16 protein-coding genes are annotated in these 25,908 nt (G+C 62.7%); 9 read left to right on the plus strand and 7 right to left on the minus strand.

All coding sequences use genetic code 11. The features are described 5' to 3' along the window. Window positions 1-194 precede the first annotated feature (194 nt). From OXI69_02050 to OXI69_02065, 4 genes are all read right to left on the minus strand, one after another. Window positions 195-1,682, minus strand: coding sequence for a DUF1501 domain-containing protein (locus tag OXI69_02050; GenBank protein ID MDE2664914.1), 1,488 nt, complete (start codon window positions 1,680-1,682; stop codon window positions 195-197). 90 nt (window positions 1,683-1,772) lie between these two features. Beyond that, window positions 1,773-4,808: a PSD1 and planctomycete cytochrome C domain-containing protein gene (locus OXI69_02055; protein ID MDE2664915.1), complete on the minus strand. Its 3,036-nt coding sequence runs from the start codon at window positions 4,806-4,808 to the stop codon at window positions 1,773-1,775. 125 nt (window positions 4,809-4,933) lie between these two features. Then, the gene (locus tag OXI69_02060) at window positions 4,934-5,683 is read right to left on the minus strand and encodes a DUF1080 domain-containing protein (protein MDE2664916.1); all 750 of its coding nucleotides are present in this window, start codon (window positions 5,681-5,683) and stop codon (window positions 4,934-4,936) included. A gap of 235 nt (window positions 5,684-5,918) precedes the next feature. Next, window positions 5,919-9,074 carry an IPT/TIG domain-containing protein gene (locus OXI69_02065; protein MDE2664917.1) on the minus strand — a complete coding sequence of 1,052 codons (3,156 nt, stop codon included), beginning with the start codon at window positions 9,072-9,074 and terminating at the stop codon, window positions 5,919-5,921. Between the two features lie 444 nt (window positions 9,075-9,518). Here OXI69_02065 and OXI69_02070 point away from each other — a divergent pair, with 444 nt between their 5' ends. The 9 genes from OXI69_02070 (at window position 9,519) to OXI69_02110 (ending at window position 22,637) form a co-directional block, all read left to right on the plus strand. Further along, on the plus strand, window positions 9,519-11,744 hold the full coding sequence (locus tag OXI69_02070) for a beta-galactosidase (protein MDE2664918.1): 2,226 nt from the start codon (window positions 9,519-9,521) through the stop codon (window positions 11,742-11,744). A 76-nt stretch (window positions 11,745-11,820) separates the two neighbouring features. After that, complete coding sequence (locus OXI69_02075) at window positions 11,821-12,306, plus strand: hypothetical protein (protein MDE2664919.1); 486 nt, start codon at window positions 11,821-11,823, stop codon at window positions 12,304-12,306. Next, on the plus strand, window positions 12,303-12,653 hold the full coding sequence (locus tag OXI69_02080) for a cupin domain-containing protein (GenBank protein MDE2664920.1): 351 nt from the start codon (window positions 12,303-12,305) through the stop codon (window positions 12,651-12,653). The genes OXI69_02075 and OXI69_02080 overlap by 4 nt, the downstream gene beginning before the upstream one ends. Before the next feature lie 146 nt (window positions 12,654-12,799). Beyond that, window positions 12,800-14,191, plus strand: a complete 1,392-nt coding sequence (locus OXI69_02085; protein MDE2664921.1) for an exo-alpha-sialidase — start codon at window positions 12,800-12,802, stop codon at window positions 14,189-14,191. Window positions 14,192-14,322: 131 nt separating this feature from the next. Then, window positions 14,323-15,342 carry a dihydrodipicolinate synthase family protein gene (locus tag OXI69_02090; protein ID MDE2664922.1) on the plus strand — a complete coding sequence of 340 codons (1,020 nt, stop codon included), beginning with the start codon at window positions 14,323-14,325 and terminating at the stop codon, window positions 15,340-15,342. A 523-nt stretch (window positions 15,343-15,865) separates the two neighbouring features. Then, complete coding sequence (locus OXI69_02095) at window positions 15,866-16,846, plus strand: dienelactone hydrolase family protein (protein ID MDE2664923.1); 981 nt, start codon at window positions 15,866-15,868, stop codon at window positions 16,844-16,846. A gap of 54 nt (window positions 16,847-16,900) precedes the next feature. Next, window positions 16,901-18,091 (plus strand): DegT/DnrJ/EryC1/StrS family aminotransferase, encoded by a 1,191-nt coding sequence (locus OXI69_02100; protein ID MDE2664924.1) that lies wholly within the window; start codon window positions 16,901-16,903, stop codon window positions 18,089-18,091. Between the two features lie 224 nt (window positions 18,092-18,315). Next, the gene (locus OXI69_02105; protein ID MDE2664925.1) at window positions 18,316-20,052 is read left to right on the plus strand and encodes a hypothetical protein; all 1,737 of its coding nucleotides are present in this window, start codon (window positions 18,316-18,318) and stop codon (window positions 20,050-20,052) included. After that, a complete protein-coding gene (locus tag OXI69_02110; protein MDE2664926.1) occupies window positions 20,049-22,637 on the plus strand; it encodes an alkaline phosphatase family protein in 2,589 nt (862 codons plus the stop codon). Before OXI69_02105 ends, OXI69_02110 begins: the two co-directional genes overlap by 4 nt. A gap of 257 nt (window positions 22,638-22,894) precedes the next feature. Here OXI69_02110 and OXI69_02115 read toward each other — a convergent pair whose 3' ends face one another. The 3 genes from OXI69_02115 to OXI69_02125 all read right to left on the minus strand — a co-directional run bounded on the left by OXI69_02115 (window position 22,895) and on the right by OXI69_02125 (window position 25,908). Further along, window positions 22,895-23,803 (minus strand): endonuclease/exonuclease/phosphatase family protein, encoded by a 909-nt coding sequence (locus OXI69_02115; protein MDE2664927.1) that lies wholly within the window; start codon window positions 23,801-23,803, stop codon window positions 22,895-22,897. 25 nt (window positions 23,804-23,828) lie between these two features. After that, a complete protein-coding gene (locus OXI69_02120; protein ID MDE2664928.1) occupies window positions 23,829-24,845 on the minus strand; it encodes a creatininase family protein in 1,017 nt (338 codons plus the stop codon). A 73-nt stretch (window positions 24,846-24,918) separates the two neighbouring features. Continuing rightward, on the minus strand, window positions 24,919-25,908 hold the full coding sequence (locus OXI69_02125) for an amidohydrolase family protein (protein ID MDE2664929.1): 990 nt from the start codon (window positions 25,906-25,908) through the stop codon (window positions 24,919-24,921).

Below are 25,908 nucleotides of genomic sequence, written 5' to 3' on the forward strand. Positions count from 1 at the left end.
GCTCACAGACTACTTGAACTCATCAGCAATCTGGCCAACCATGTCTGTGAGGAGAAGTCCCGTGGGAACGAATTTCATTCATTCTCTTACAAGAACATAGCCGCCCAGGCGGCGATTCAGGTGGACTCTTCCGTTGCGCACGACCTGTCCGAAACGGAGCCGAATTGGTGAGGGACTGAGAGCCGGCCCGCCCTTCAAGCCAAAATTTCCCGAACGATCCGGGGTTCGTGGGTGGAGGTCAGCTTTTCGGTCAATCCGTTGCGCTCGAAGAAGAGCTCTTCGTGGTGCAGGCCCAGCAGGTGCAGGATGGTGGCGTGCCAGTCGGCCACGCTGACGGGGTTTTCGACGGCCCGGTAGCCGAAGTCGTCGGTGGTGCCGAAGACCGTTCCTCTCTTGACTCCTCCGCCGGCCATCCAGACCGTGAAGGCGTAGGGATTGTGATCCCGGCCGGCGTCCTTGCCGTCGGCATGCTGGGCGATGGGCAGGCGCCCGAACTCACCGTTCCAGATCAGCAGGGTGCTGTCCAGCAGGCCACGCTGCTTCAGGTCATGGATCAGGGCGGCGACGGGTTGGTCGGTCTTCTTGCAGGCCGCGAGAAGGTCGTTTTCGATGTGGTTGTGCATGTCCCAGATCTGGTTGTTGATATAGATCTGCACAAAGCGCACTCCACGCTCCACCAGGCGGCGGGCCATGATGCAGCGCCGGGCATAGGAGTCGGGTCCGCCGATGGGGTGTGTCCGCCCCCGGTACTTGGACTTCACCCCCACGCCGTACATGTCCAGCGTCTTCCGGCTTTCCTGGGAGAGGTCCAGCGCATCGGTGGCCGCCAATTGCATGCGGGCCGCCAGCTCGTAGCTGGCGATGCGGGCATCCAGCCGAGGTTGACCCGGGCGGCCCCGTTTGTGGATATGGTCCAGCCGGCGCAACAGATCCTGGCTGGCCTTGACGAACGGGCGGGGCTCCTCGACCTCGGAACGCAGATTCAGCAGGGGAGACCCGACGGAACGCACCGGAGTTCCCTGATAGAGCGGAGGCAGAAATCCGGCCTGCCAGCCCTGCGAGCCGTTCACCGGCACCCCCATGGGGTCTTGCAGCACCACGTAGGCGGGAAGGTTCTGACTTTCGCTTCCCAGTCCGTAGGTTACCCAGGAGCCCAGGCTGGGGTGGCCCGGGAACATCTGACCCGAGTTCGCCATGAAGCAGGCGCCTCCATGATCGGGCGTGGTGGTGACCATGGAGCGAATAAAGGCCAGCTCGTCCACCTGGCCGGCCAGATGCGGCAGGAGTTCCGACAGCCAGATGCCCGACTGCCCGTGGCGGGCGAACTTGAAGGGACTGCGCATCAAGGCCCCGGCGTCTTCGAGGTCCTGCACGTCGGCGGCGGCCATCTTGTCCAGGTAGGGCTGTCCGTGATGCTTGTCCAGCAGGGGCTTGGGGTCGAACAGGTCCATCTGGCTGGGGCCGCCGTTCATGAAGAAGTGAATCACGGCCTTGGCCCTGGGCTCGAAATGGGGGCGGCGGGGCTTGAGGTCGAACACCCGAGGGGCGGGGGGCGTGTTCCGGCCGTCGGACGGGGAGGCGTCTGCGAAAAGCTCCCGGTTGAACAGATGGGCCAGGGCCGCACCTGCGATACCGTCGGTCATGTTGGAGAAGAAACCGCGGCGGGAGAGCAGGTGTCCCATGGGCGATTTCCTGCGGGAATGAGGATCCATAGGGTCTACCGTGTTGGGGGACGGCGCTGCCGGAGGCCGCAGCTCCGAGGCTCGGCCGGTTCAATCGATATAAAGAAACCCAGCCGAGTTTAAAAGAGTGTGACAGAACTTGGCAAGCGCCTGCTCGGCAACTTCCTTTCCCCCGTTGTACTCCACGCTTTTTTTGAGCTTTTCCAACGCTGGCCGGCTCACGGATTGCTCCTCGGGTGTCGGCGGCCGGTTGAGCACGATCCAGTAGGCCTGTTCGATCCGCCGGGCCGGGTCGCTGCCGGCCTCTCTTTGCACCCTCTCGGCCAGGGAGTCGGCCAGCTTTCGCACGGTCGGGTCGTTCAGCAGGTGCAGAGCCTGGGGGACCACCGTGGACTCGACGCGCTCCAGGCAGTTGGGCGTCATCTCGGGAAAGTCGAAGGTGTCCAGGATGGTGGGGTTGCTGGTGCCCATGCGGTGGCTGGTCTGCTGGGCGATATAGATGCTCCGCCGCCATCCCCCGGGGGTCGGTACCGCGGTGGCCAGGCCGTCCTTCCGCTGCAGGACCAGGTCGGGCAGTCCTCCCGGCGTCTGGTCCAACCGGTTCGAGATCAGGAAAAGGGTGTCCCTCAGGACCTCGGCGTCCATGCGGCGCAAGGGCATCCGGGAGAGCCGGAGATTCTCGGGATCCAGTTGTTCGTGCAGCGGCGTCACTCTCGAGCTCTGCCGGTAGGTGGCCGAGGTCATGATCAGACGATGCATGGCCTTGAGGCTCCAGTCCTGCCGGATGAACTCCAGAGCCAGCCAATCCAGCAGTTCGGGATGGGTAGGCCGGGCGCCGGTTCGCCCGAAATTTCCCAGCGTGCTGACAATTCCGCGACCGAAGTGGTGCTTCCAGATGCGGTTGACCATCACCCGGGCCGTAAGGGGATGGTCGGGGGCCACCAGCCAGCGGGCCAGAGCCAGGCGGCGGCCGGTCTTTTGAGCTCCTTCCCAGGGGGGAGTGATTTTCAGCGGAGAATGTCCCCGGGTCAGAACTGCCGGCACTCCCGGTTCCACCCAACGGCCGGGACTCATGGGATCACCCCGCCTCAGGATGTAGGTGGGCGAAGGGCTGCCGCGATCCCAAAGAGCCCGAATCAGGGGTTCGGGTCTGAGCTTGGCCCTGAGCAGCTTGACCTTCCCGGCGGTTTCTTCCGATGCCTTGCGGTAGTCCGGATCGATGTCTTCCAGGTCACTGAAGCGAATCTTCAGACCCTGTTCATACTTGCCGGCCAACTCCTTTTGGGCCGGGGTTCGATCCTCCGGTGGGGTATCCAGCATTTCGCGCAGGTCCGGTCGAAGCTCCTCGGGCAGCTCGGCCAGCCTCAGGTTGATGAGTCTCTCCTCCACCGGCTTGGCCTTCTGCTTGAGCGCGGCTTGCAGGGATTCGATTTCGCCGTTGATCTTGCCGTTGTGGGATTCGCGCCGGGTACTCTCTTCATGGAGCCGGAAGGGATTGGCCATCGGGGTGAAGAAGGGCAACACCCGTGTCTCATTGGCCAGCATGGGACGGTTGGGATCGTCGGTAATGGCCGGGGGCAGCCAGTCGTGCTCGTCGAAGGCCCCTTTGAAGAGAGCGGCCAGCCGGTAGTAGTCCCGCTGCGGGATGGGATCGAACTTGTGGTTGTGGCAACGGGCGCAGCCCATGGTCAGGCCCATCAGGCTGGAGCTGAAGATCTGGATCTGCTCGCTGATGACCTGGATGCGGTGGGACACGAAGTTGGTCAAGCGGTTGCCGGTCACGTCGTTGACCATTCTCAGGAAACCGGTGGCGATCAGGTTGTCCATGGCTTCCCGAGTGAGGACGGGCTGCCCGGACAGGTCGGCAAGCTCGTCGCCGGCCAGTTGTTCCAGCAGGAAGCGATCGTAGGGCTTGCCGGCATTGAGCGAGCCAATGACGTAGTCACGGTAGCGCCAGGCGTGGCGGCGGTCGGAATAACCCACCAGGTCCAGCCAGTGCCGACCCCAGCGCTCGCCGTAGCGGGGTGAGTCCAGCAACCGCTCGATGAGAGCTTCGTAGGCGGCGGGGTCGGAGTCGGCCAGGAACCGCCGGACCTCTTCGGGTTCCGGCGGCAGCCCCGTCAGGTCGAAGCTGGCGCGCCGGATCAGGGTCAGGCGGTCGGCCTCGGGAGAGAGGCGGAGCCCTTTTTCCCGGAGCCTGGCGGCAATGAAAGCGTCTACCGGATTGCGCAGCCGGGACGGCTCGGTCGAGCCGGGCAGGGGCGGCACGGTCGCTCTCGGCGGCTGGAAGGACCAGAAGCGACGGTCCTCCTCGCTTACCAGTGGATCGGATCCGTTCTCTTCATCCCGATCCGTCCCGTTCACTTCCGGGGCGCCCAGGGAGATCCAGCCGACAAGCTGCTCCAGCCCCCGGGCACTCATGGGCCGCAGGCTGGCTTCTACCTCCCGTTCGCTGGGAGGCATTTCCCGGGCCCGGATCCGTTGAACGATCAGGCTCTCTTCCGGTTTGCCGGGCACGATGGCCGGACCCGACTTGCCACCCTTCAGCATGGCGGCCTTGGTGCGAAGGTCTAGGCCTGCTTCCTGTATGCGCTGGCCGTGACAGGCGGTGCAGTGCAGCAGCATCAGGGGGATGACGTCCCGCTGGCTGACCGTTGGAAGCTGGGCTTGGGAGGCATGCGGATGCTCCGTCGAACCGGCAACAGGCAGCGAGGCAATCCAGGCCTGGAGGGTGGCCAGCTCCGATGGCGAGGGTTCTGTCTGTTTGTCCGGCGGCATCAGCCCCTCGTGGACCCTCCGGTAGAGCGGACTCTCCTGGGGCCGGCCGGGAACCAGCACGCTGCCCGAGGCGCTGCCCTGGAAAAGGGCGGCTTCCGTGCTCAGGTCCAGTCCGGCCAGCCGGGCTTCGGAGTTGTGGCAGCGCAGGCAGTGGGCCCGAAGGATGGGAAGCAGGTCGGATTGAAACCGGGGAGGGGGGGCAGGGGAAACCTGTTCCGAAGTTGCCGCGGGGGCTGCTTGGACCGGCGTCAAGCCGGCCAGGATCAGGAGCAGGGTGGCCAGGCCGGTTGCCGGCCGCACCGCTGAAACGGGAAGAGAGCGACGCTCTGTGTTCCGTTTCCAGCCCATTCTAACGGGGAGTATCTCCATTTCCAGCACGACCTGACCTCCCGCTTCCGGGACTCAACCGGGTCGCTCCTGCTCGGGGCGGAAAAAGCGGGCAGTTGTTTGCAGATCCCACCGCAGGCGGAAGGTTACTGCAGGGGGCGGATGCGCACGTTGCGGTAGGCCACCGGTCCATGGTCGCCCTGGAGCATCAAGGGGCCCTTGGGGGCCTCCGGGATGGGCATGTGGGCGCTGTTGGGGCCTTCCATCTCGACGTTTTCGTGGACAACGTGCCCGTTGTACCTGACTTCCAGGAACCTGGCGTTCTCGATCTTCTTCCCGTTGGCATCGAAGCGGGGCGCGCGGAATTTGATGTCGAAGGCCTGCCACTCCCCGGGGGGCTTGCAGGCGTTCATGCGGGGAGGCGTGCCTCCGATCCACTCGTCGTTGATTTTTCGCGCGTAGAAGCCTCCCGACATGGAGAAGTGGATGTCCGGCCTGCCGTAGTCGTCCTGCACCTGCACTTCATAGAGCCCCATCAGGAAGACTCCCGAGTTGGACTTGTAGGACACCTTGAACTCGACGTGGACGTCCACGTCGCCGTACTTTTCCAGCGTGACCAGGTTCTGGGTTCTGCCGGTCTTGCCGTTGACGAAAATCCCCTTGCCGGGCTCGGCCGCAAAGAAGCGGTTTTCCTTCCCAGCCAGGTGAACCGCCTTGGCCGTGTGCCACTCGTGGGGCTTGGAGGGGTCCTGGGCCTGCCAGCCCTCCAGGCTCTGGCCGTCAACCAGCGTCCTCCAGCCTTGGGAGGAAGCGGAGAGGATGCCCGCGTCCTGTACGGATAGGACGGTGAGAATGAGGCCGGAAAGGATGAGACAAGGGATTCGGAAGATGGTCATGGGTGCTCCGTGAGCGAAGAGGGAACAGGTTCGAATTTTTCTGAGGGAATCCATTTTACTAGAACTGCACGGCGAGGAACCACAAAATGCTCATCCGACGCGTGGAGCCCCGAATGGCCTTCCGATCCTTCTGCAGGAGGATCTGCCTTCCAATGGAGATCGGGTTAGCGGATTGCGGCAGGCAGGCACCCTTCGGAGTCTGAGTCCCAGATCCGGAAGCCCCGCGACGGCACGGCTATTCCTGGCTGAGCAGGAAAGCGCCGTCGCCGCTCCGTTCGCCGGGTCTGCCGCCGTCGTTGATCACGCCGTAAGTGACGAAGGGGTTGTTGCCCGCGACCTTCCGTACCTGGACGTAACCCTGGCTGATATTACCTAGAATTCCGTTTTCCTGATGCCAACCGCGGGGGCCGATCGTCACGCTCTTCGTTCTCGGTTGGGACTCCCCGCTGCCGTCGTAAATCGTGATCTCGAAGGTGCCGGGGGTATCGTCGATCTCACCCGTATTCACCAGGGCCAGGTTGCTGCGGTTCTCCGCGTTCTGTTGCAGCCCGTAGATCCAGGCGCTCTCGACCGTGGTCGAACCATGGGGCACCCCGTTGTAGAAAAGACTGTATTGCCCGCCTCTGTTGTCCGGAGCCCCCGTCCGGGCTCCGATCACGATCCCGCCCATATCCCCCTCGGCCACAGTGGCGAACAAGGCTCCGACATGGGATGAACCAGCCGGACCAACTCCGGTAACCCGCCGTCGGCGCAACCAGTCGACGAAATGGGGAAGGATCAATTGCTCACCGGCTTCAAGCCTCAGGCTGAAATTGGCCGAGTCATCGGCCGTCCGAATGGCATCGGCGACGAAACGGAAATCCACGGTTTTTTCCACGTTCGAGAAATTGGTGACCGTCAATTCGCTGTTGAAGGCTCCGCTTTCAATGATGACGGGCAGGGTTTGCCCTCTCTTGCCCACCAGGGAATCCACTCTGACAGGAAAGACGAACGACCCGTCCGAATTGAAATTGTCGTTGATGACGCCGTAGACGTAGAAAGGCGCCCTCCCGCTCACCCGTTCGACCGTCACGTAACCATTCTTGAAACCGGCCGCGTTGAGGATGCCGTTGTACTGATAGAACCCTCCCGGGCTCAGGGTCCGGTCCGGCAGTACAATTCTTCTCCCAGGCGCTGCCGAGTCTCCGGAGAAGACCGTGACCCGCAGGGTGATTGTCCCGTCGTTCGGGTTTCCGGCATGCTGCACGGCTAGGTTGGAGCGGTCCTGGCTGTTCTGACGCAATCCGGCGACTACCGAGGAGCCGGTGAGCAACCCGTCTGGACTCAATCCTGTGTAGGACAAGCCGGCGCTTCCTCGTCCCTCTTCTACCGGGGTGCTGACCCTCAAGGTGACGGAGGCATCCGTAGGGGCGGAGAGACTGGAGAAATCGATCTTCAGGGTGCCATGCGCCGAACCTCTTACGATGGGCACTCCCAGGGAGGTGAGATAGGCGATGGCATCGGGAATGATCCGTTGCCGACCGGCTCCCAGGAAATCCACTGCATTCCCGGAACCGGTGCCCGTGGCGGACGTGTAAGTGTAGCGGACGGCCGTGTCCCGGCTTCCCCGGTTGGTGAGGGTCAACTCGGTGGTAAAGAAGGAACCGGCGTGGCCCCTGGCCCTCAACACAACGGGTACGAACAAGCTGCTTTGGATCTCGGTCGCCACGGTGAAGGAATTGGCGCTCACACCTCTTCCCCCTGGAGTGACCACGCTGATCGGACCGCTGGTGGCCCCTGGGGGGACCACGGCTTGGATGCTCGTTGCCGAGAGGACGTCAAACTCGACGACGCTGACTCCATCAAATAGTACAGCGGTAGCGCCGAGAAAGTGGGTTCCCGTGATCGTGACACGTGTGCCGACCAGCCCCCTGGTGGGGGCGAAGCGGGTCACGGTCGGCGGTAGCAATCTTGGAGTCGTCGCGCTAGCCTCGTGTGAGAAGGCGGAAGCTACAATCCTGTTGAATGCCTGCACACGGTAAAGATAGGTAGTGGCAGGCTCCAACCCCGAATCCGAAAACGTGGTGGTGTTGGCGGTCACCGTGCCGATTTCAAGCCAATCCGCCGAGCCTTCCCAGCGGCGCTGCACCCTGAAGCCCGTTTCATTGATGCTGTTGTCCCGCCAGGTCAGGTTGGTTTCTTGAAAGGATACAGCCCTGGCCGTCAGGTGTGTCGGGATTGCAGGCGGTTGCGCCAGGGCTCGAATGCGATGGTTGCGGGAATCGGCGATGTAGAGGTTGCCTGCGCTGTCCAAAGCCACACCCATGGGAACGTTTAGCCGTGCCTCAATTGCCGCTCCTCCGTCCCCACTGAATCCGCCCGGTACGTGCCTGCCATAGCTTCCGCTTCCCGCTATGGTGGTAATGATCCCCGATGCATCGACTCTGCGAATGCGGTGGTTGAAACGATCGGAAAAGTAGACGTTGCCAGCGGCATCCGTCGCTACGCCGCCGGGTCCATTCAGCATTGCCTCGACCGCGGGGCCTCCGTCCCCGTTAAATCCTGTCTTCCCGTTCCCGGCAACCGTGGTCATGATTCCGGAATCATCGACCCTGCGAATGCGGTAGTTGCCTCCGCCCGGGTTTGAACCGTTGGGGTCCGCGGCAGTCTCGGAGAAGTAGACATTGCCCGTTGCGTCTGCTGCCACGAAGTAGGGTCCGTTTAGCTGCGCATCGACTGCCCAGTAGGCACGATTACCGACTTCGACCCCAAAGTCCTTCCCGGCGATGGTGGTGATGATCCCCGAGGCATCGACCTTGCGAATGCGGTTGTTTTCGTGGTCGGCGATGTAGAGGTTTCCGGCGGGGTCCACGGCCACGCCGGACGGATCGGCTAGCTGGGCCTGCACCGCCGGACCTCCATCCCCGCTAAATCCTTCGGATCCCGTCCCCGCGACAGTGGTAATAGTCCCGGCAGGATCGACCCTGCGAATTCGATGGTTGGAGGAATCGGCGATGTAGAGGTTTCCGGCTGAATCCACTGCCACTCCCCGGGGACCGTACAACTGCGCCTCCACTGCCGGACCATCGTCCCCGCCGTATCCACCGGCCCCTCCGGCGCCGTCCCCGGGCCCGGTTCCCGCAACGATGGTCGGAATGACTCCCGAAGGATCGATCCTGAGAACGCGGTGGTCCCGGAAATCGGCGTAGTAGATATTGCCGGTGGCGTCCACCGCCACGCCATAGGGCCGGACTAGACCCTCCAAATTCCCTCCTCCTGCGACCGTGTCGATGATGTAGTCGGCCTCGCCTGTCTGTGTTTTCAGTTGGGCCCGGTAGGACGGCCACACCGCCACAACCAGCAGCATGCCGCTCAGGCAGAGCTTGAAAAACAAGGAGATGGACTGTTTCATCGGTTGATGCCTTTCGCTCGAAGAAGGCGGCGTAGAGGGTTCGATTGCGCCTTGCCGAAGCGGGACGGTGGGGAGGTGGCAACCTATAGCATCGCGCCTGGTTTGACAAGGGCGGTAAGGACCGATCAGACCCGCCGTTCCATTGAAGAGACGATTGGCCTCCCGTTAGGGATGCCTTGGATTGGGCGCTCGCCACTTTCGTGATCGAGTGGGCCAGCAGTTTCCTGAAGGGAATTCGCTCAATGCAACCGTCGTCTTTCCACCTCTTTTCCTCGACGGGTTTCTTGAATCTCGACCGCCTCCCGAGGGCTGTGACGTGATTGCCAATCCGTCGATAAATCGGGCGGAACACCCCTCCGGCGAAGGATTGACATTCCCGGAGAGGAAACATAGGATGAGTGCCCTCGCAAGGCGCCTGTTCTTCAAATCGCCAGGAGATTCCCAGTGAACCGCCGAGAGTTTTTGGAGGTCTCCGGAGCCGTGACTGCCTCCGGCGGGCTGGCCTGGGCCTCGCCGCCAACCGCCGCCCCCGTGCCATCGGACAACTCCTATAGCTACCATGTGGGCGTGGAGTACTACCGCGCCCCCATGCCGCCCATGGAGATGTGGGACGAAGACTTTGCCGCCATCAAGAAGGCCGGTTTCGACTCGGTGCGAACCTTTACCTCCTGGAACTGGATGGCTCCGGAGCCGGGCAAGATCGAGTTCGGCGACTTCGACCGCATGTTCGAGCTGGCTGCCAAGCACGGACTGAAGGTCATCTTCGACTTTACGCTGTCGACCCACATGGCCTGTCCCGACTGGATGATGCGCAAGCACCCGGACATGCGGGTGGTCTACCACACCGGGGAAGTGGCCGAGCCCTTTGCCAACTCCGCCGGCGTGCAGGGAGGCAATCGACACTGTTTCGACCATCCCATGTGGAAAGTCTACTCGGAAGAGGTGCTGCGGGCGGTGGTCAACCGCTACAAGGATTCCCCGGCCATGGGCATGTGGGTGGTCTGGGACGGTCCCGGACTTCAGGGGATGGGCAGCGACGTGAACCGACCCGGATGGAGTTGCTACTGCGTCCACACGCGAGCCAAGTACCAGCAGTGGCTGAAACGGCGCTTCACCCTGGAACAGTTGAGCGAGCGCCTGGGGATGCGGTACCGGACCTGGGAGGACGTGGCGGCTCCGCAGTCCAAGAACCTGCTCATGGCCATGCTGCTGTTCCGGCAGTTCCTCTATGAAAACGTGGCCCAGATCCTGAAATGGCAGGTGGAGATCGTGCGCAGCCTGGATCCCAAGCACGAGCTTCACAGCCACGGTTTCCGCTACAACAACCCGCTGGACGAGAGATGCGCCCAGGAGTGCGACAGTTGGGGCTTTGCGTCCCACAGCACCAACCTGTTTGCCAGCGAGGACCCCTATCAGTACAGCAATATCGCCTATGCCAGCCAGTGGTCTCGGGCGGTGGGAAAGAACCACCAGTGGTGGTACACCGAGATCTATTCGGGGTTCTACCACGGCGGGATGACCTATCGGAAGCAGACACTTCCCGAGGACCTGGCCATGTGTCTGTGGATGGGCCTGATCTACGGCGCCAAGGGAGCCATCTTCTGGCAGTACCGCCCCGAATATGGAACCCACGAGGCGCCGGGTCTCAATCTTGTCACCATGAGCGGCAAGCCCCTGCCGCAGCTCAAGGCGATCGAAAAGGCTATCGGGTCCATTCGATCCATCGAGTCCCACCTGCCGCTGAAGATCCCGCGGGCCGAGGTGGCCATAGCCTACGACAGCGACAACGCCATCATCATGGAGATGGAGAACGCCAAGGGGCAGCAGTTGCGCTTCATCCGCGGCATTCACCGCAGCCTGTGGGAGAACAACATTCCGGTTGACCTGGTGACCACCCGGATGGACTGGTCCGGCTACAAGCTGGTGTTTCTGCCCAGCCTGATGTTGCTGACGGAGTCGACGATCGACAAGATCCGTCGGGTTAGGCGGGACCACCCCGAGATTCACCTGTTTGCCGACGGGATTCTGGGCACCAATGCGCCCACCGGAAGGTTCAGCTACAATCCTCCCGAAGGGCTGGCAGAGTTGCTGGGGGTCCAGGTGCTGGACTACTCCCGCATCGACGCCCTGGACCTGCATGAGGGGCGGGATCGGATCCACACCGATTTCGGAGAATTCACCGTCAAGCAGGCTTGCAATTATGCCAGCCTGGAACCTCAGGGCAGCACCCGTGCCGTCGCCCGCTTCGGCAAGGAAGTGGTGGGGGTGCAGACCGCCGACGGGGGCTTCACCTGGCTGACGGTTCCCATCGGAGCCGCCTTCGGGGGGCTTCCCGAAGCCGTTCTCACAGACCTGCCTGCCGGGCATGCCTTGGACGGCGTTGCCCCTATGGCCTTGCTGGAACCCTTTCTGGAGGCTGCCGGGGTGCGCCGGCCCCTGTCGACCCGGGGGAGCAAGGTGATTGCCCTGACCCGAGAGTCGCCGGCCGGCGGCAGCCTGGTGTTCGTCCTCAACCTGGAAAACTCGGCGGCCCAGGTGGGTGTGGCTCTGGCCGAGAGGCCGGGCCGGGCCGAGGACCTGATTCAAAAGAGCCAACTGAGCGTGACCGACGGCACTTTCTCGCTTCAGATCCCGCCGCGCAGCTTGAAGGTGGTGCATTGCCGGGCTTGAGGCTGCCGGTGGTCCTGTCTCGAGCGACCGGGTGGCCCGATCGCTCTTGGAAGTCATCCATCAGGAGGAATCATCCATGTTCAAGGTAGAGTTCGGAGTCGTGCATCGCGGGTGCCTGGTGAACCAATTGTCCCGGGCGGTTCCCGGCGTGAGATTCATTTGCCCGGGCGGATTCATTCTGGGGCCCACCTCGGCGGAAGAGATCCTGGTTCTGGACAACCCCAGCGAGCAGGAGCTTCAGGCCGTGCTGGACCACCTGGAGCAGGATTCGGGCATCGCTGAGTGCAGCCTGCTGGAACGGTCGGGAGACAAGGCCTTCGTTCGCATCCTGACCTCGGCCAGTCCGGGAGAGGGATATTGCTCGGAGGTGGTGGCCGATAACCATGGTTTCCGCATCGGCATGGAAATCCAGCAGGGGGGCCTCGAGAAGTGGAAGGTCGGTTGCTTCGAGCGCTCCAACGCAGAGCAGTTGCTGAAGGATCTGGCAAAGCTGGGCGAGATCAAGTCCCAATCCATCAGTGAAGTGAGCTGGCAGGAACTGCTCGGGCAGGGTCCGGCATGAGAATCGTCTACTCCAGGGAAGAACCCATCGATCGCAGCGACCCCGGTCTGGAGGCCATGAGGCTGGTCAACAGCGGGAAAGGCGCAAGGCACATGACCGCCGGCGTCGCCACCTTCTCTCCGGGCTCGGCGGTTTTCCTGCATACCCACCCCTGCGAGGAGACAGTCATCATCCTGGAGGGTCGGGCAACCGCCGAGATCGACGGCAAGACCTTTGCGCTCGGCAAGTATGACGCCACCATTGTGCCGCCGCTGGTGCCCCACTGTTTTCGCAACGAGAGCCGGGAGCCCATGGTGATCGCCTATTTCTATCCCGACGTGGACGTGGCCCGGGACCGGGTGGAATAGTTGTCAGTGGATAGTGATTAGCCCAGCCCCCGCCTTGGCGGGCGGTTCTTACGAGAGTGAAACAGGTTTGTTTCAGTTGCTGAACGTGTCGATTAAATAGCTATCCACTAACCACTAATCACTGACCACTAAACCGAAGGTTTCCCATGAATCGAAGACAGCTGCTGCAGAGTCTTACCGTTGCCTCGGGGTTGACGGCTACCGTGGCGGCCTGTCGGGACCCGTCGGGAGGACCGGCGGGATCCGCGGCGCCTGCCGGGTCCGGTTCCGGCGAACCGGTCTGTTACACCTCCGACTGGAAGCGGACCCAGCCTGACCTGGTGCTCTACCTGCCCGAGGAGCCCCCCTACGCCTCCGAGGCCAGCGACCACGTGCTGGTCGAGGTCACTCCCGGAGGAGACCTGCTGGCCATCTGGACCCTGGCCACCAAGGAAGGGGCTCACGACTACTCGGTAGTGTACGCGCGCAGCAAGGACAACGGGGTAACCTGGACCCGGCCCCAGCCCATCGCCGCCCCGGAGAAACTGGGGACCTACTGCAACTTCGGCTGGCCGGTGGTCAGCAAGTCGGGCCGCATCTACGTCTTCTACAACTTCGCCCCGGGTATCGGCGAGGGGTTCATCAATGCCATCATGCGCTGCAAGTTTTCCGACGATGACGGCTACACCTGGCAGGACGCCGGGATCGACATGCCCTACAAGAGGAACCGGAAGTACGATCATCCCGGTCCGGATGTGCTCAGCCGCTGCATCGTCTGGCAGAAGCCCATCCGGGATGCCAAGGACCGTCCGGTGGTGCCCTTGACCCGGTCGACGGCGGCCTACGTCAAACCGTTTTCCAAGGACAAGAACCTGGGGGAATGCCGTTGTGAATTCATCCGCTACGAGAACATCGACGAGGGGCCCCATCCGAGGGATCTCAAGCTGACCTATCTTCCCGAAGACGAAGATTTGATCTGGGTTCCCTGCACCTTCGAGCCTGAAAAATCCGAGGGATACACCTTCTGTCAGGAGCCCGGGACCGTTCTCCTGCCGGACGGACGCCTGTTCGCGGCCATGCGAACCGCCAACGGGCAGGTGTGGTACACGGTGTCGGACGATGCCGAGGCCCGGACCTGGCGGAAGGCCGAGATGTTGAGGTACCGCGACGGCGGAAAACCGGTCGAGAATCCGGTCTCGCCCACCCCCATGTTCCGGCTTTCCGACGGACGCTTTCTGCTCTTCATGCAGAACCACGACGGCACGGGTTACGGAGGCAAGGGACCCTTGGACCTCAATGCCCGTCGCCCCCAGTTTTTCGTGGTCGGCGAATATCGTCCCAAGGCCCATCAGCCTGTCTGGTTCAGCCAGCCCAAGATGATCTTCGATACTCACGCCACCGGTGTCTTCCCCAAGTACTGGAAGTGGTTGTCCATGTACGCCAGCTTCACCGAGCATCGGGGGAAGCGCATCCTCTGGTACGCCGATCGAAAGTTATTCGTGCTGGGGCGCACCATCACCGACGAGATGCTCGCCGACATGACCGTCCCCAGGGCGTAGCCCGGTCATGCCTCGGACCGACAGGCATCCAAACGAGTTATTCCCATAGGACCACAATCAAAAAGCTACAATCCAAAGTCTACAATGCAGGACTCATCCTGCAACGTTGACGCATCTCAAGGAGTCATTCGATGGCATCCATACGATTTCCCAACACAAGAGTAAGCCGGCGCGGTTTCTTGGCCGGGTCGGTGGCGGCGACCGTTCTGGCGCTTCAAGGTCGGAGCCGGGTAGCCGCCGCCCCGGTTCTCCGGGGGGCCGAATCCGAGACTGCCGCCGAGCGGATCTACCGCAAGCTCCGGGGCCCGGTGGTGCCCATCAACATCCCCCTGGCCAAGGACTACTCGGTGGACTACGGCAATCTGAGGGACTACGTGGACTTCCTCTGCGAGAACCAGGCGCCGGTCATCTTCTTCACTCACGGCAGCAGTGAGTTCAGGAGCATGAGTGAGCCTGAGATCGAGAAGCTGTGCCGGACCGCGGCCGAGCAGGCTCGCGGCCGGGCTCTGGTGATCGGGGGGACCGGGAAGTGGTGGACCGGCAAGAGCATCGACTTCATCCGGCGCCTGGAGGACTCGGGAGTGGACGGTGTCAACCTGCACCTGTTTACCACCAAGCCGGAGGAGGTCTACGCCGCATTTGCCGAGGTTGCCGGCCGCACGCGGCTGCCCCTCCTGGGGTACGACGAGAATTATCCCGCAGACCTGGTGGCACGCCTGTCCACCATCCCCGGGGTGTGCGGACTGAAGAGCCACGATGCGCTCTACCGCTATCACGATTTCATCCGGGCGGTTGAGGGCAAGAAGTTCGTGATCGTTGGCGGGGGCCAGATGCGCAATTTCCTCTATGGTTACCTGATCGGTTCCCAGGGCTACCTCTGTGCCTATGCTCCCTTTGCCCCGGCAATCGCCTTCCGTTTCTATCGCGCCCTGGAACGCAACGACCTGGATGAAGCCCGCCGGGTCATGTTCGAATACGAAGACCCGCTCATGAAAGTTGCCGGGGGCCTGGGCTGGGGCCAATCCATCAAGAGCATTCTGCAGATCAAGGGACTCTTCCACACCAATCTGTGGCGGCCGCCCGCTCCCTCCCACGGACCCGAGCCGAAAAAACAACTTCGGCAGTTCCTGGCCGACAAGGGCCTCCTGTAGCGCCGGCGAGCGATGCCTGCAGCAATTAGTGCCTGCACAAGATTTGTCCCATGACGCCGGGCCGGGAATCGATTTTTTCGTAATTAACATCGATGCACAGGATTCACAGGACGAGAGCTTACTGCACCAAAAGCCGGCTCGCGTGATGATCCGGTCCGGGATTGCGGATGCCCAGGATTACAGGACACCGGACTCCCAAGACCATATCCTGTGTATCCTGTCTATCCTGTGCATCGATGTTGATAATCTTAGTGGCAGTGCGCGCCGTTGAAGCAGATCCGTCTCGCTTAGTGGCCCTTCGTCGTCCTTCGTGGATCACTCATTTTTCTTTTGTTTCAAATAAGCGATTGGTGTCCGTTCGTGGTTCGGTGTTCAATTGCGCCCGGCTATCTTTCGAGTTTATGATTGAGGCTCGGGCAGCCCAGCCTGCCAATTTTCGAAAACACCGGTGCCAGTCGTGACACTGCCGACCGATCGCCGTGCCTTTCTGAAATCCTCGGCCCTGATTGCAGGAGCTTCAGCAGTGACTTCCAGTTCGATGGCCATGTCCCTGGAACCCCCTGACGAGCCTTCCGACGCGGCCGAGCTGAGAGCCAGGCTGCTGGAGTGCCTGGGTGGAGACTGGCCCGAGCCCTGCGAGCTGGAGCCCAGGGTCATGCGGGAAGAGCAGCGCAAGGGTTACCGTTTGCTGTGGGTCGATTACGCCGTGGAACCCGGCGATCGGGTGCCGGCCATCCTGCTGATCCCGGACGGTGTCACGCCCGCGACCCCGGCGGCCGGGGTGGCCCTCTGGCACCAGCATGCGGGAAAGTGGCATCTGGGCAAGACCGAGCCCGCCGGTCTGGCCGGCGATCGAATGCACCATACCGGAGTGGCCCTGGTCCGACTGGGATACGTGGTGCTTTGTCCCGACGCTCTTTGCTTTGAACAGCGCCGGGACCCGGAGGGCAGGTTGAAGGGCGGCGACTACGAGCGGTACGAGTTTCTGCGTCAGGTCGTCCAGGGACGCTGCATGGCCTGGAAAAATATTCTGGATATGCAGCGGGCCGTCGACTATCTGAGCGCTCGTCCGGAGGTGGACCCCGGGCGTCTGGGATGTTACGGCCACTCAATGGGGTCGACACACACCTGGTTGGTGGGTCCCTGGGAGCCGCGCTTGAAATGCCTGGTGGGCAACTGTTGCCTGCCCACCTACCGGGCGATTCACCGCCACAAGCTGCTCCACTGTTTTCCCAACTTCATCCCGGGTTTTCACCAATATGGGGATACGCCCGACATCGCCGGCCTGATTGCGCCCAGGGCGCTGCATCTGAACTTTGGCGAGAAGGATGCCAGTTCGCCCATCGGGGAGGTTCGCCGGGGGATGGAGAGCATCGGCCGGGCCTACGCCCGGGCCGGGGCCGCCGGCCGCTTCACCTGGTTCATCGAGCCCGGAGCCGGCCACGTCTTGTCGGAGAAGATGTGGCGCAAGGCCCGTGAGACGTTTGGGAAATACCTGGCCTGACAGCCGGGCCGGCGCCGACAAGACAGTGGCAAGGGAGAGAAGGAGGACGGCTGAATGGGTCTGCAGCAGCGCATCGGAGAGAAGGAACGGCAGTACGTTCTGGAGGTCCTGCAGGGCCAGTTCCGAAAGTCGGACAGCGCGGCCAGCACGCGCCTGGAGCAGGTTTTTGCCGATACCATCGGCGTGCGTTTCGCCATCGGCTTCGTCAACGGCACCGCCACCATGCACAGCGCGCTGGCGGCCATGGGGGTGGGACCCGGAGACGAGGTTATCGTCCCTCCGTTGACCATGGCCTCCACCTCCATGGCGGTGGTGCACTGCCAGGCTTCCGCGGTCTTCGCCGACGTGGATTCCGATACCTGGAACATCGATCCCCGGTCGGTGGAAGCCTGCATCGGCCCCAGGACCAAGGCCATACTGCCGGTGGCGCTCTACGGGCTTCCGCCGGATATGCCGGCGCTCATGCGGATCGCCGAGCGTCACGGGCTGCAGGTATTGGAAGACGATGCCCAGTGTTTCCTGGGATCCATCCATGGAACGCTGGTGGGCGGCATCGCCCACGCCAGCAGCTTCAGCTTTCAAAGCACCAAGCACATGACCTGCGGCGAGGGGGGTATGGTCACCACCGACGACGAGAGGCTGGCGGAGCGGATTCGCCAGTTCAGCAACCTTGGGTACGGCACCGTGGGCGCCAAGCCGGGCGCCGGGGTGATCTCCAAGGAGGTGATCCAGAACCCCGCTTACCTGCGGCATCAGCAGGTGGGCTGGAACTACCGCATGTCGGAGTTGTGCGCGGCCGTGGCCCTGGCCCAGGTGGAGCGCCTGGAGGAACTGGTGGATCGTCGAGTCCGGGTCGCCGAGCTCTACCGGCAGGCCATGGATGGTTGCGAGTGGCTGACGCCTCAGAAGGTCCCTTCCGGGTACAGGCACGCCTACTGGACCTACGTGCTGCGTCTGGACAACGGCGGCGCCTTCAGCTGGGAAGCCTTTCGCGAAAAGTATCTGGAGCTGGGCGGAGACCCCATGTACGGGTGCTGGCAGGTGACCTACCTGGAGCCGGCCTTCCTGGGGCGGAAGTTCTCCTCCGACCAGCGTCAGGACTACCGTCGATCCCTCTGTCCGGTGGCTGAAAGCGTGCAGCCGCGGCTGTTTCAGTTCAAGACCAACTACTTCGATGAGGAGCGGGCCCGGCGCCAGGCCGAGGCCTTGCACGGCGCCATTCGATTTTTTGACGGCACGGCTTGACAGCGGTTGTGGTCTCGGTTCAGACCTGAAGGCAGGAGCCGGGGGCGACCGGTTCGCCGGTTGACGGTGGCGACTGGTGAACGGAAATTCGCTGGCGAAAAAACGGCCGGGTTTTCCGGAAACCCGCGCCCGGGATGTTGCGTCTTAAGAAAGGGTTCGGATCGCTGAGGCAGGGTTCTTTCATGTGGTTGCGGTGGTTCATAAGCGGGTGTTTGGCGGGTTGTTTGACGGTCGGGTGGTTGTCGGCGGAAACTGTTTTTCAGCGGTACCAGCCACAACCCCTGGAAATCCGCAACCATCCGCTGGAAGTCGAGAACAACTCCGACCGTCCCTACCGCTTTGTGCTTTCCGTCCTGGGAGCGAATGGGACGGAGTTCATCCCTCTGCTGGCGGTCGTTCTGGATCCCCAGGACACCACACGCCGCCAGTGGATTGCGGTCTGGAACCTGAGCAGCAGCTCTCCAGGGTTCGTCCAGCGAGTGAAGGCGGCGCTGCCGTTCCCCTGGTGGTCGCCTCGGGGCACCGCGGGTGCAACCGCCGGGCCGATTCGAAGCCTGCCCAAGCCGGTCTTGACGGCTCGCGGCCGCAAGTCCGGCGCCAAGGGCCGTTTCGCCTGGGCCGCCGCCAGGACAGTGTCGGACTTCGCCAGTTTCTTCAGTCCCGGCCGTTTTGCGTTGGAGACCTACCGGGATTACCGCAACGATCTGGACGAACGACAATTCCATCAACTCTACGCTCTCCTGCTGCTCTACGAAGAGGCGGCGGCCCTGCAGCCCTCCGACCGAAACCTGGGGTTGCCGGCCATCATGGACTTGAAATATACGGCCCTGATCAACCGCGAGGCTCTGGGCATCGTGGTCAGTGGTCGTTCCGAATACTGGGTGGTGGACAACTTCGAGACCCGCATGCGGGAAAAGATGGGCAAAGCAGCCGCCTATCTGCACAGCCGGGCCACTCTTCAGGGCTTGCGTTTCCAGGAAGTTCACTATGGACTGGACGGTCGTTGGCCGCTCTATCGGACCGCGGTCCTGTCGATCTGCAAGGCGGATCTGGCTGAACGACCTCGGCCCTGGCCCAAGAACAATCCTTTCGACCTGGGCTACGACCCCTTCGAGCATCCACGAGTCCGGGCGAGCATGGACAAAAATCCCGAAGAAGAGATCCCGCTGGCCTACTACGTGCTCATCAGCGATTTCAGGTTGCGTCCGGTGATCGTGCTGAACTTCTTCAAACCCGGCAATCCCGGCCGCAGGCAGGACACGGCCGTGCTGCGCAATACGGCCGAGAATCTGCTATCGGTCTACGGTTTGCCGCTTCACCTGCAAGCACTGCGCTACATCGGTCGCTGGAGCCTCGACAGGAAGGATGTGACCTTTTTCAGCACCCGGTCGACCTCCTCGGGAATCGAGTCCGCCAAGCTCTTTGCTCGAATGGGATGGCATTTCGACAAGGACACCAATGGACTGCTGCTCAGGATGCTGGATCGGCGCACCTCCAATCCTCTGGCCGATTCCTTCGCTCGTCAGGTCGAGAACGCCAGGGCCCGGCACCAGGCGATCACCCGAAACGCATCCGGTCGGCTGGGTCTCTTCATACGAAGGGTCTACGAGGACGGAATTCGGCAGAGGCTTGACCTGGGCCGGCGGTCGATCTCCACCGAGGACATCGCCCGCTTCCGGCAACAGCGGGTGCTGGACCGGGCACTGGAGGTGATCCGCGGGTTCAATCGGCAACCCCACCTGAACGGGATAACCTGGCCCCGCCTGTTCCAGGCCTGGGACCGGCTATCCGCCGCCGATCCGCAGCGCAGCCGACCCGAGTCGCGCCGCTTCCTGCAGAATCTCAAACGGCTTTACCCACGCTCTGTGCCGGAGGGATACCGGAACCAGGTGGCGGGCTGGATTTTCCCCTCAGGACCCGCCTCCCAGTCCTCGGCCTTCCCTGCCAAATCAACTCCTTGATTAACCATTCGATTTCAAAATCAGGAACTCCGAGGACATTTGCCCCGCAAAGGATTGCCGGTCTGCTGGCCGCCATTGTTCTGGGCATCTGCTTCGTTTCCGAACAAGTCGCGGCCAAGCCTGCCTCCCGGGCGCAGCGGGCCAGGATCATTCTGCTCAAGGTCGACGGGCTGCCGGGTCTCCTGATCGAGGCGGCTCTGGCCCCGCAATCGGACGCCGTCCTGCGACTGCCCTTTCCGGAGCGCTTCCGCGAAGACTACCGGGCCACTCAGAAGCTGGTGGGCAGGGAAGAGCTGCTACCCAACATAAGGGAGTATTTTGTCCGTCAGGGAGTGCGTGCCGAAACCATCTTCACCGGGACACTGCCGCTCTCGGCTCCGGTTTGGGCTCAAATCGATTCGGGCCAGCCCAGCATCGTCAAGAGGAACTATTACTTCAACCGCGCCAGCGGGGCCTCCAAGGTTTTCCTGAACGGCCTGCTCGATTCGGCGGGCAAGCTGATCAGAGGCAGTGGACGGACCCACGCTCTCTGGGAACTGGATCTGCTGAGGATCCCGATTCTACCGGACGCGTTTCCACCCGAGAGGGTCTGGAGTTCCCTACAGACCTTGAGCCGCAAGCGGTCGGCCATACAACTGGGGGCCATGGGCAAATTCCTGGTCCGGGCTGGCCGGCGGGAGTTCAGTCCGGGAGCGGTACTGCACCAGCATCTATCCCATCTGGTGGCCTATCCCGACCATGTCGAGCGCCTGGACCAGAGTCTGGCCCTGACCCTGGCCAAGTGGCTCAAGTGGCGGGCCGAGGGAGACCCCTCCGAGACTCTCGACTTCATCACCGCGCTGTTCGTGACGCTCGACCACCGTTTTCATCTGGACAGCTCCTACCGGTCGGTGCTGCACCTGCTGGTCAAGCTGGATGACTGGTTTGGCGAGATCATGGGGGCGGTGGAGCAGACGGCTCGCCGGAACCGGACCCTGGTCGCCATGGTCTCCGACCACGGGATGAACCTCTACCCGGTCCATATCAACTACGGGTTTCCCATCAACCCCTGGCTGCGCCGGCCGGAGTTCGGTGGACACACCGTGTTGTCGCCGGAGGTGGAGGATTCCGATCATGCCTTGACGCGACCGATTCCGGGGGTGGACTTCGCCAGGGTGTACGAAAGCCCCACCTCTCCCTACGGCGAGACGGTGCCCTTCGGAGCCAAGGGTTACTTCACGGCCTTTGCCGCCAATATGGGGAATCCGAGATTCGACCTGTTTCTGCGCCATTCCGATCTGAACCGACTGCACCTGCTCCTGCTGGATTCTCTGCGCCTGCAGAATGACGTGGAAAAGCTGGATCGGGTGTTTGAGATCTTCCAGCCTGTCTTCCGAAGGGTTCGTCCCTGGCTCGAAGCGGATGCCTACTCTCTGCAACAAGCCGCGGAGGTGTTCGAGGCGTGGTCGGAGCGCCATCTGGCAGCCGGAATGCCGTCGGCCAGGGATGCGGGCGCACGACTGGCTTCGGAGTCGAGACTCTATCGAAACCAGGCCGCCATCCTGCGGCGATTGTTGGCGCTGCCGTCGGAAGAGGAGGAGTGGCGCCGTTTCATCCGGTCGGGTTTCGAAATCGACGGGTTGGTCCCCAAAGGGTATTTCGGCCCCCCAAACAGCCTGGAGCAACTCGCCAACTACACCGTGGGCTGGGCCAAGCCGGCCTCCGAGCGCTGGTCACAGTCGGGTGAAGCGCCCTTTCTCACCCTGAGCTACCCCGATCTGATAACCGGCTATCGGGCGCTCAATCCGGATGCCTTTGGGAACCGCTACCCCTTCAACTTCTTTGTAGCCCCGATCCCGCCGGAGGTCCTGACCGGCTGGAAGGGCCAGCCGCTCCGGCAGGCGCTGTGGCTGATGGCCTCGGAAAATCGCGGTCAGGCGGCCCTTCTGGAAGCGACCGATGGAACCCTCTGGTATGGACCCCTGAAGAATCGCGGAGAGTTGGCAAGGCTCGATGGGGCAGGGGCCGCGGGATCGAGGGATCCTCTTGGATACCCCGACCGGTTGTGGGCGCGCTGGCTCGATCCTCGCCGGTGGGTCTCGGAGACGGCCAGGCTGGAAACGAGCCTGGCTCCGGTCATTCTGGCCGACCTGTTCCGGCCCAACTTTGAGGACTACTTGAGCGGCAAGAGTCGTGCCGGCGTCTTGTTGACTCTGGATGGGGTCGGACGGAGAGAGGACTTGAAAAGAGCACTCCGGTTCCGCTTCCGACAGGCTACCCCCGACTTCCGCGTCTGGATGCGGCACGGTTGGAACGTAAACACCATGGGCCAGCAGCCGGCCGGGAGCCACGGTGGGTTCCTGCCGTTGGAGACGCAGACCACCTTCATGGTCTGGGGAGGAGACGAGCTGGGCCTCAAGCGGGGCCGGAGACTTCGCGGAGCCTTCCTCACCCTGGACATCGCTCCCACACTCATGGATGCCATCGGAAGGCTCGACCGCGGCAGCCAGCGGATCGTTCCCGATCCGGACCACCCCTCGGGTCCTGAGTTTCCTCCCTTTCCCGGTCGGATCATTCCCATTCGACAGCGGGCCGAGGCTCGGTGAGAAATGCGGGCGAGACCCCGCACTTCTCACCGGGTCGCTGCCAACACTATGAAAGGCCTTTTGTATTCAGTACCTTATCGGACTGATTGTGACGGCTTGTGGAAATGGACGGCGCTGGGCGTGCCCTGGCTTGCCCTTTTCCCCTCAGCGCGCACATGCTCGCTCGACCGTAGAAACCGCTACGCTCTTCGCTCACGAGCACGTGCTGAGGGGAAAATTGCGGCGCCATGATCACGCCCCCCGGTGAGAAATGCGGGTTACCCGTCGGGTACCAACTGCACCCAGAGGGCGCGGTGATCGGAGAACCCGATCCTTTGCACGCGTCGGGCCCGAGCATTTAAATTCCTCAGAAAAATCCAGTCCAGTTTGAGTGGAGCCCAGGCATGGGTGCGCCCGGTTCCGGTGAAGGGTGTGGAGTATCCGGAAGCCTCCAACCTGGCCAAGACCGGGCGGACCTGGCGATGGAGGAAGGGCAGGGGAAGCAGGTTTTCGATCCAGAGAAAGTTTTGCGTGTTGAAGTCTCCGGCGATCAGAGAGGCTTGGGGGAGTCTTGAGGCGGCCTCGAGCACCGGCTGAAGCTGCCGGTAGCGCTGACTCAGGTTGATGCGGGTGTCCAGATGGAGGTTGACGAGGCCGACGGCGCCCAGGGGTGTGGCCGCGGTGGCTGTCAAGGCGATGCGGCAGCGGTTGTTGACCTTCAGGATGAACCGGGGCAGACGGACGACCTTGGGGTTCCGCAGGGGATAACGGCTGAGAATCGCCAGCCCTTGAGCGCCGTTCCTGCCGACTCGCTGAGCCGGGGCGAAGACATAGTCGTAGCCCAGGTGCTTGGCCAGTCGGGGGATCAAGAGGGAGTCCCGATCGGGATAGTGCTCCACTTCCTGGAAAAAGAACAGATCGGACTGGAGGAGCCGGACCCGTTCCAGGTGCCGCAGAATTGTCCGGAAGGAAGTCTCGGTAGCCAGGTTCAGGCTGGTGGCCGTCAAGCTGGGGGCCGGGGAGGGGACCGGGTGGTGAAAACTGCCGAATCGCGGAGCGACCTCCAGGCACACCGGCTGGGTTCCGCCGTCGCTGGGAATGGCGAGCACCGGAAGGGTCAATGCGATCCACAGCAAGCCCTTGGTAGTGGCTCGGACAAAGTTGGTGAAATCTATGACTTGAAGCAAAACGGAAGCGCCGGGTGATGGGTTGCTACGGCCAGGGGCGTCCGGCCTCGGTGGCCCGGATCATCCGCTGCAGCCTGTCGACAATGAAGCGGGTACCCATGGCAATCAGTCTTTCCCCCTTTTCCGGGGTTGCCAGCAGCGCCTGCTCCTGGCGGGCGCGGTCTCTGGGGTTTTCCGGGTTGGTGGTCCGCTGGGCTTCGAAGGGCTCCATATACTCCCAGACCTTGGGCGGCATGTCCGATTCGTAGTTCAGACCTGCCTGGTCGTATTCCTCCAGGGTGACGAAACGGACCCGGTCCGGATAGGCGGCCATGAGGATCGAGGTTTCGTTTTCGGAGGCGTGGCTGTGCGCGGTTTGGCGGGCCAGCGTGTCCAGCTTTCCGTCCAGCTTCTGCCGGTAGGAGGTCAGGAAGGTGGCCAGCTCCTCGTCCGTGTAACCTTCCCCGTAGGAGACGGCGTCCAGGGTGACTCCCAGTTTCCGGCGCCACTCGGGGACCGCCCCTTTCAGCAGGCCATGGTTCCCGCCGTGGCCATTGACCACCAGGATGGTGCCGAACCCGTGAGCGGTGAGGCTCTCGATCACGTCGAAGACGTAAGCCAGAAAGGTTTCCTTACGCAAGGTAAGGGTTCCCTTGCGGGCCATGTGATAAGGAGCGTAGCCGACCGGGCAGGGAGTGGAAACTGTCACCTGGGGGTAGAGCCGGAGGGCGGCCTGTTGCGCGAAAAGGGTGGCGGTGGCGGCATCGGTGATCAGCGCCAGGTGTTCGTTGTGCTGCTCGGTGGAGCCGGTGGGCACGATGGCGGCCTTGAGGTTTCCGCTCCGGAGGTCTTCCCGAACTTCCTTGCGGGTTCGTTCCCACAGCAGAACCTTCTGGGGATGGACAAAGCCCGTGGAAGCTGCCATGGAGGAGGAGATCAGGGGAGCGGAGCGGGAATCGGGGGCCGCGGCCGACGAAGAGGTGGGGGTCCCCAGGATGGACCCGGCGGCCCCGGCGGTGCCCAGGGATTGCAGGAACCTTCGACGAGAGAACCCGGCTTGCATCGGACATTCTCCTTTCTGCGTGAAAGCCGCGGGAGCAGGCGCCGTCAGGCACCGGTTCGAGGATAATCGAGGGCTAGCTGCGCTTGAAAAAGAAATCGTCGGCGGTCTTGATCAGGATCTGCTCCTTGTCCGCCGGGCTGAGAAAGTCGGCATGGTCCCGAATGAGGGCCACGGCCGGCTCGATCCCGTGCGGAGGGTCGGGCAAGGGATGCCTGGCGGGTCGGTCGGGGGGGAAGGGCGCATCGCTCTCCCACATGCATCGCTCCGGACCGAAGGCCGCCACCACCCGCTTGATCAAGGGCAGCAGGCTGGTGTAGGGAGGAACTCTGCCTCTACTGTAGAAGGCCCCCACTTTCAACATGACCCGCTTGTGGTCGGCCATGCGCAACAGGGCGGTGATTTCATCCTCAGGGGATCCCTCGTAAACTCCGGCAAAGTGGTCCAGGATGATGGGAGTTTCCGGGTAGCGGCCGCACATGCGGTCGACTTCGGGTAGATCCCGGGGGCCCATCAGGAAGCTCAGGGCCAGGTTGTGATCGGCCCCCGCCTTGAACATCTTGTCGAATCCGGGGTGGTCCATCCACTGCGGGCCCCCGCCCAAGGGAGGACGGGTGCTGCCGCCGCGCACGCGAAAGGCGTAGACTCCCTGCTTGGAAAGGGACACCATGGTCCGGTCCGGACTGGCCAGGGAAACGTCGGTGACTGCCGGAATGATGCCGGTTCCCACGAAGTGTTCGGGGTCGTTGGCAATGACATCCAGGATGTAGGAGTGGTCCAGGCCATACCAGGTCATCTGGATCAGGTTGATTTTGCCCACGCCGGACCGATGAGCCTCCTCAAGGAGCCTCTCGGCCGAAAAGCTCGGCACCCAGAGGTCTTCCGGCGTGAAGCCGTCAGCCAGCGGAAAGCGCTTGTGGTCGGAAGTCCAGATGTGAACGTGGGCATCAACGATGCGGTGGTCGTCCGACTTCGGCTTGGTGGGTTCCTTGCTGCTGCAAGCCGCCGCCATCAGTCCCGCCCCTCCGGCGGCCAGCAGCCAATCGCGCCGGCTCATGCTGTCCAT

The organism is Acidobacteriota bacterium (genome assembly GCA_028875575.1).
Taxonomy (GTDB): Bacteria; Acidobacteriota; Terriglobia; order Versatilivoradales; family Versatilivoraceae; genus Versatilivorator.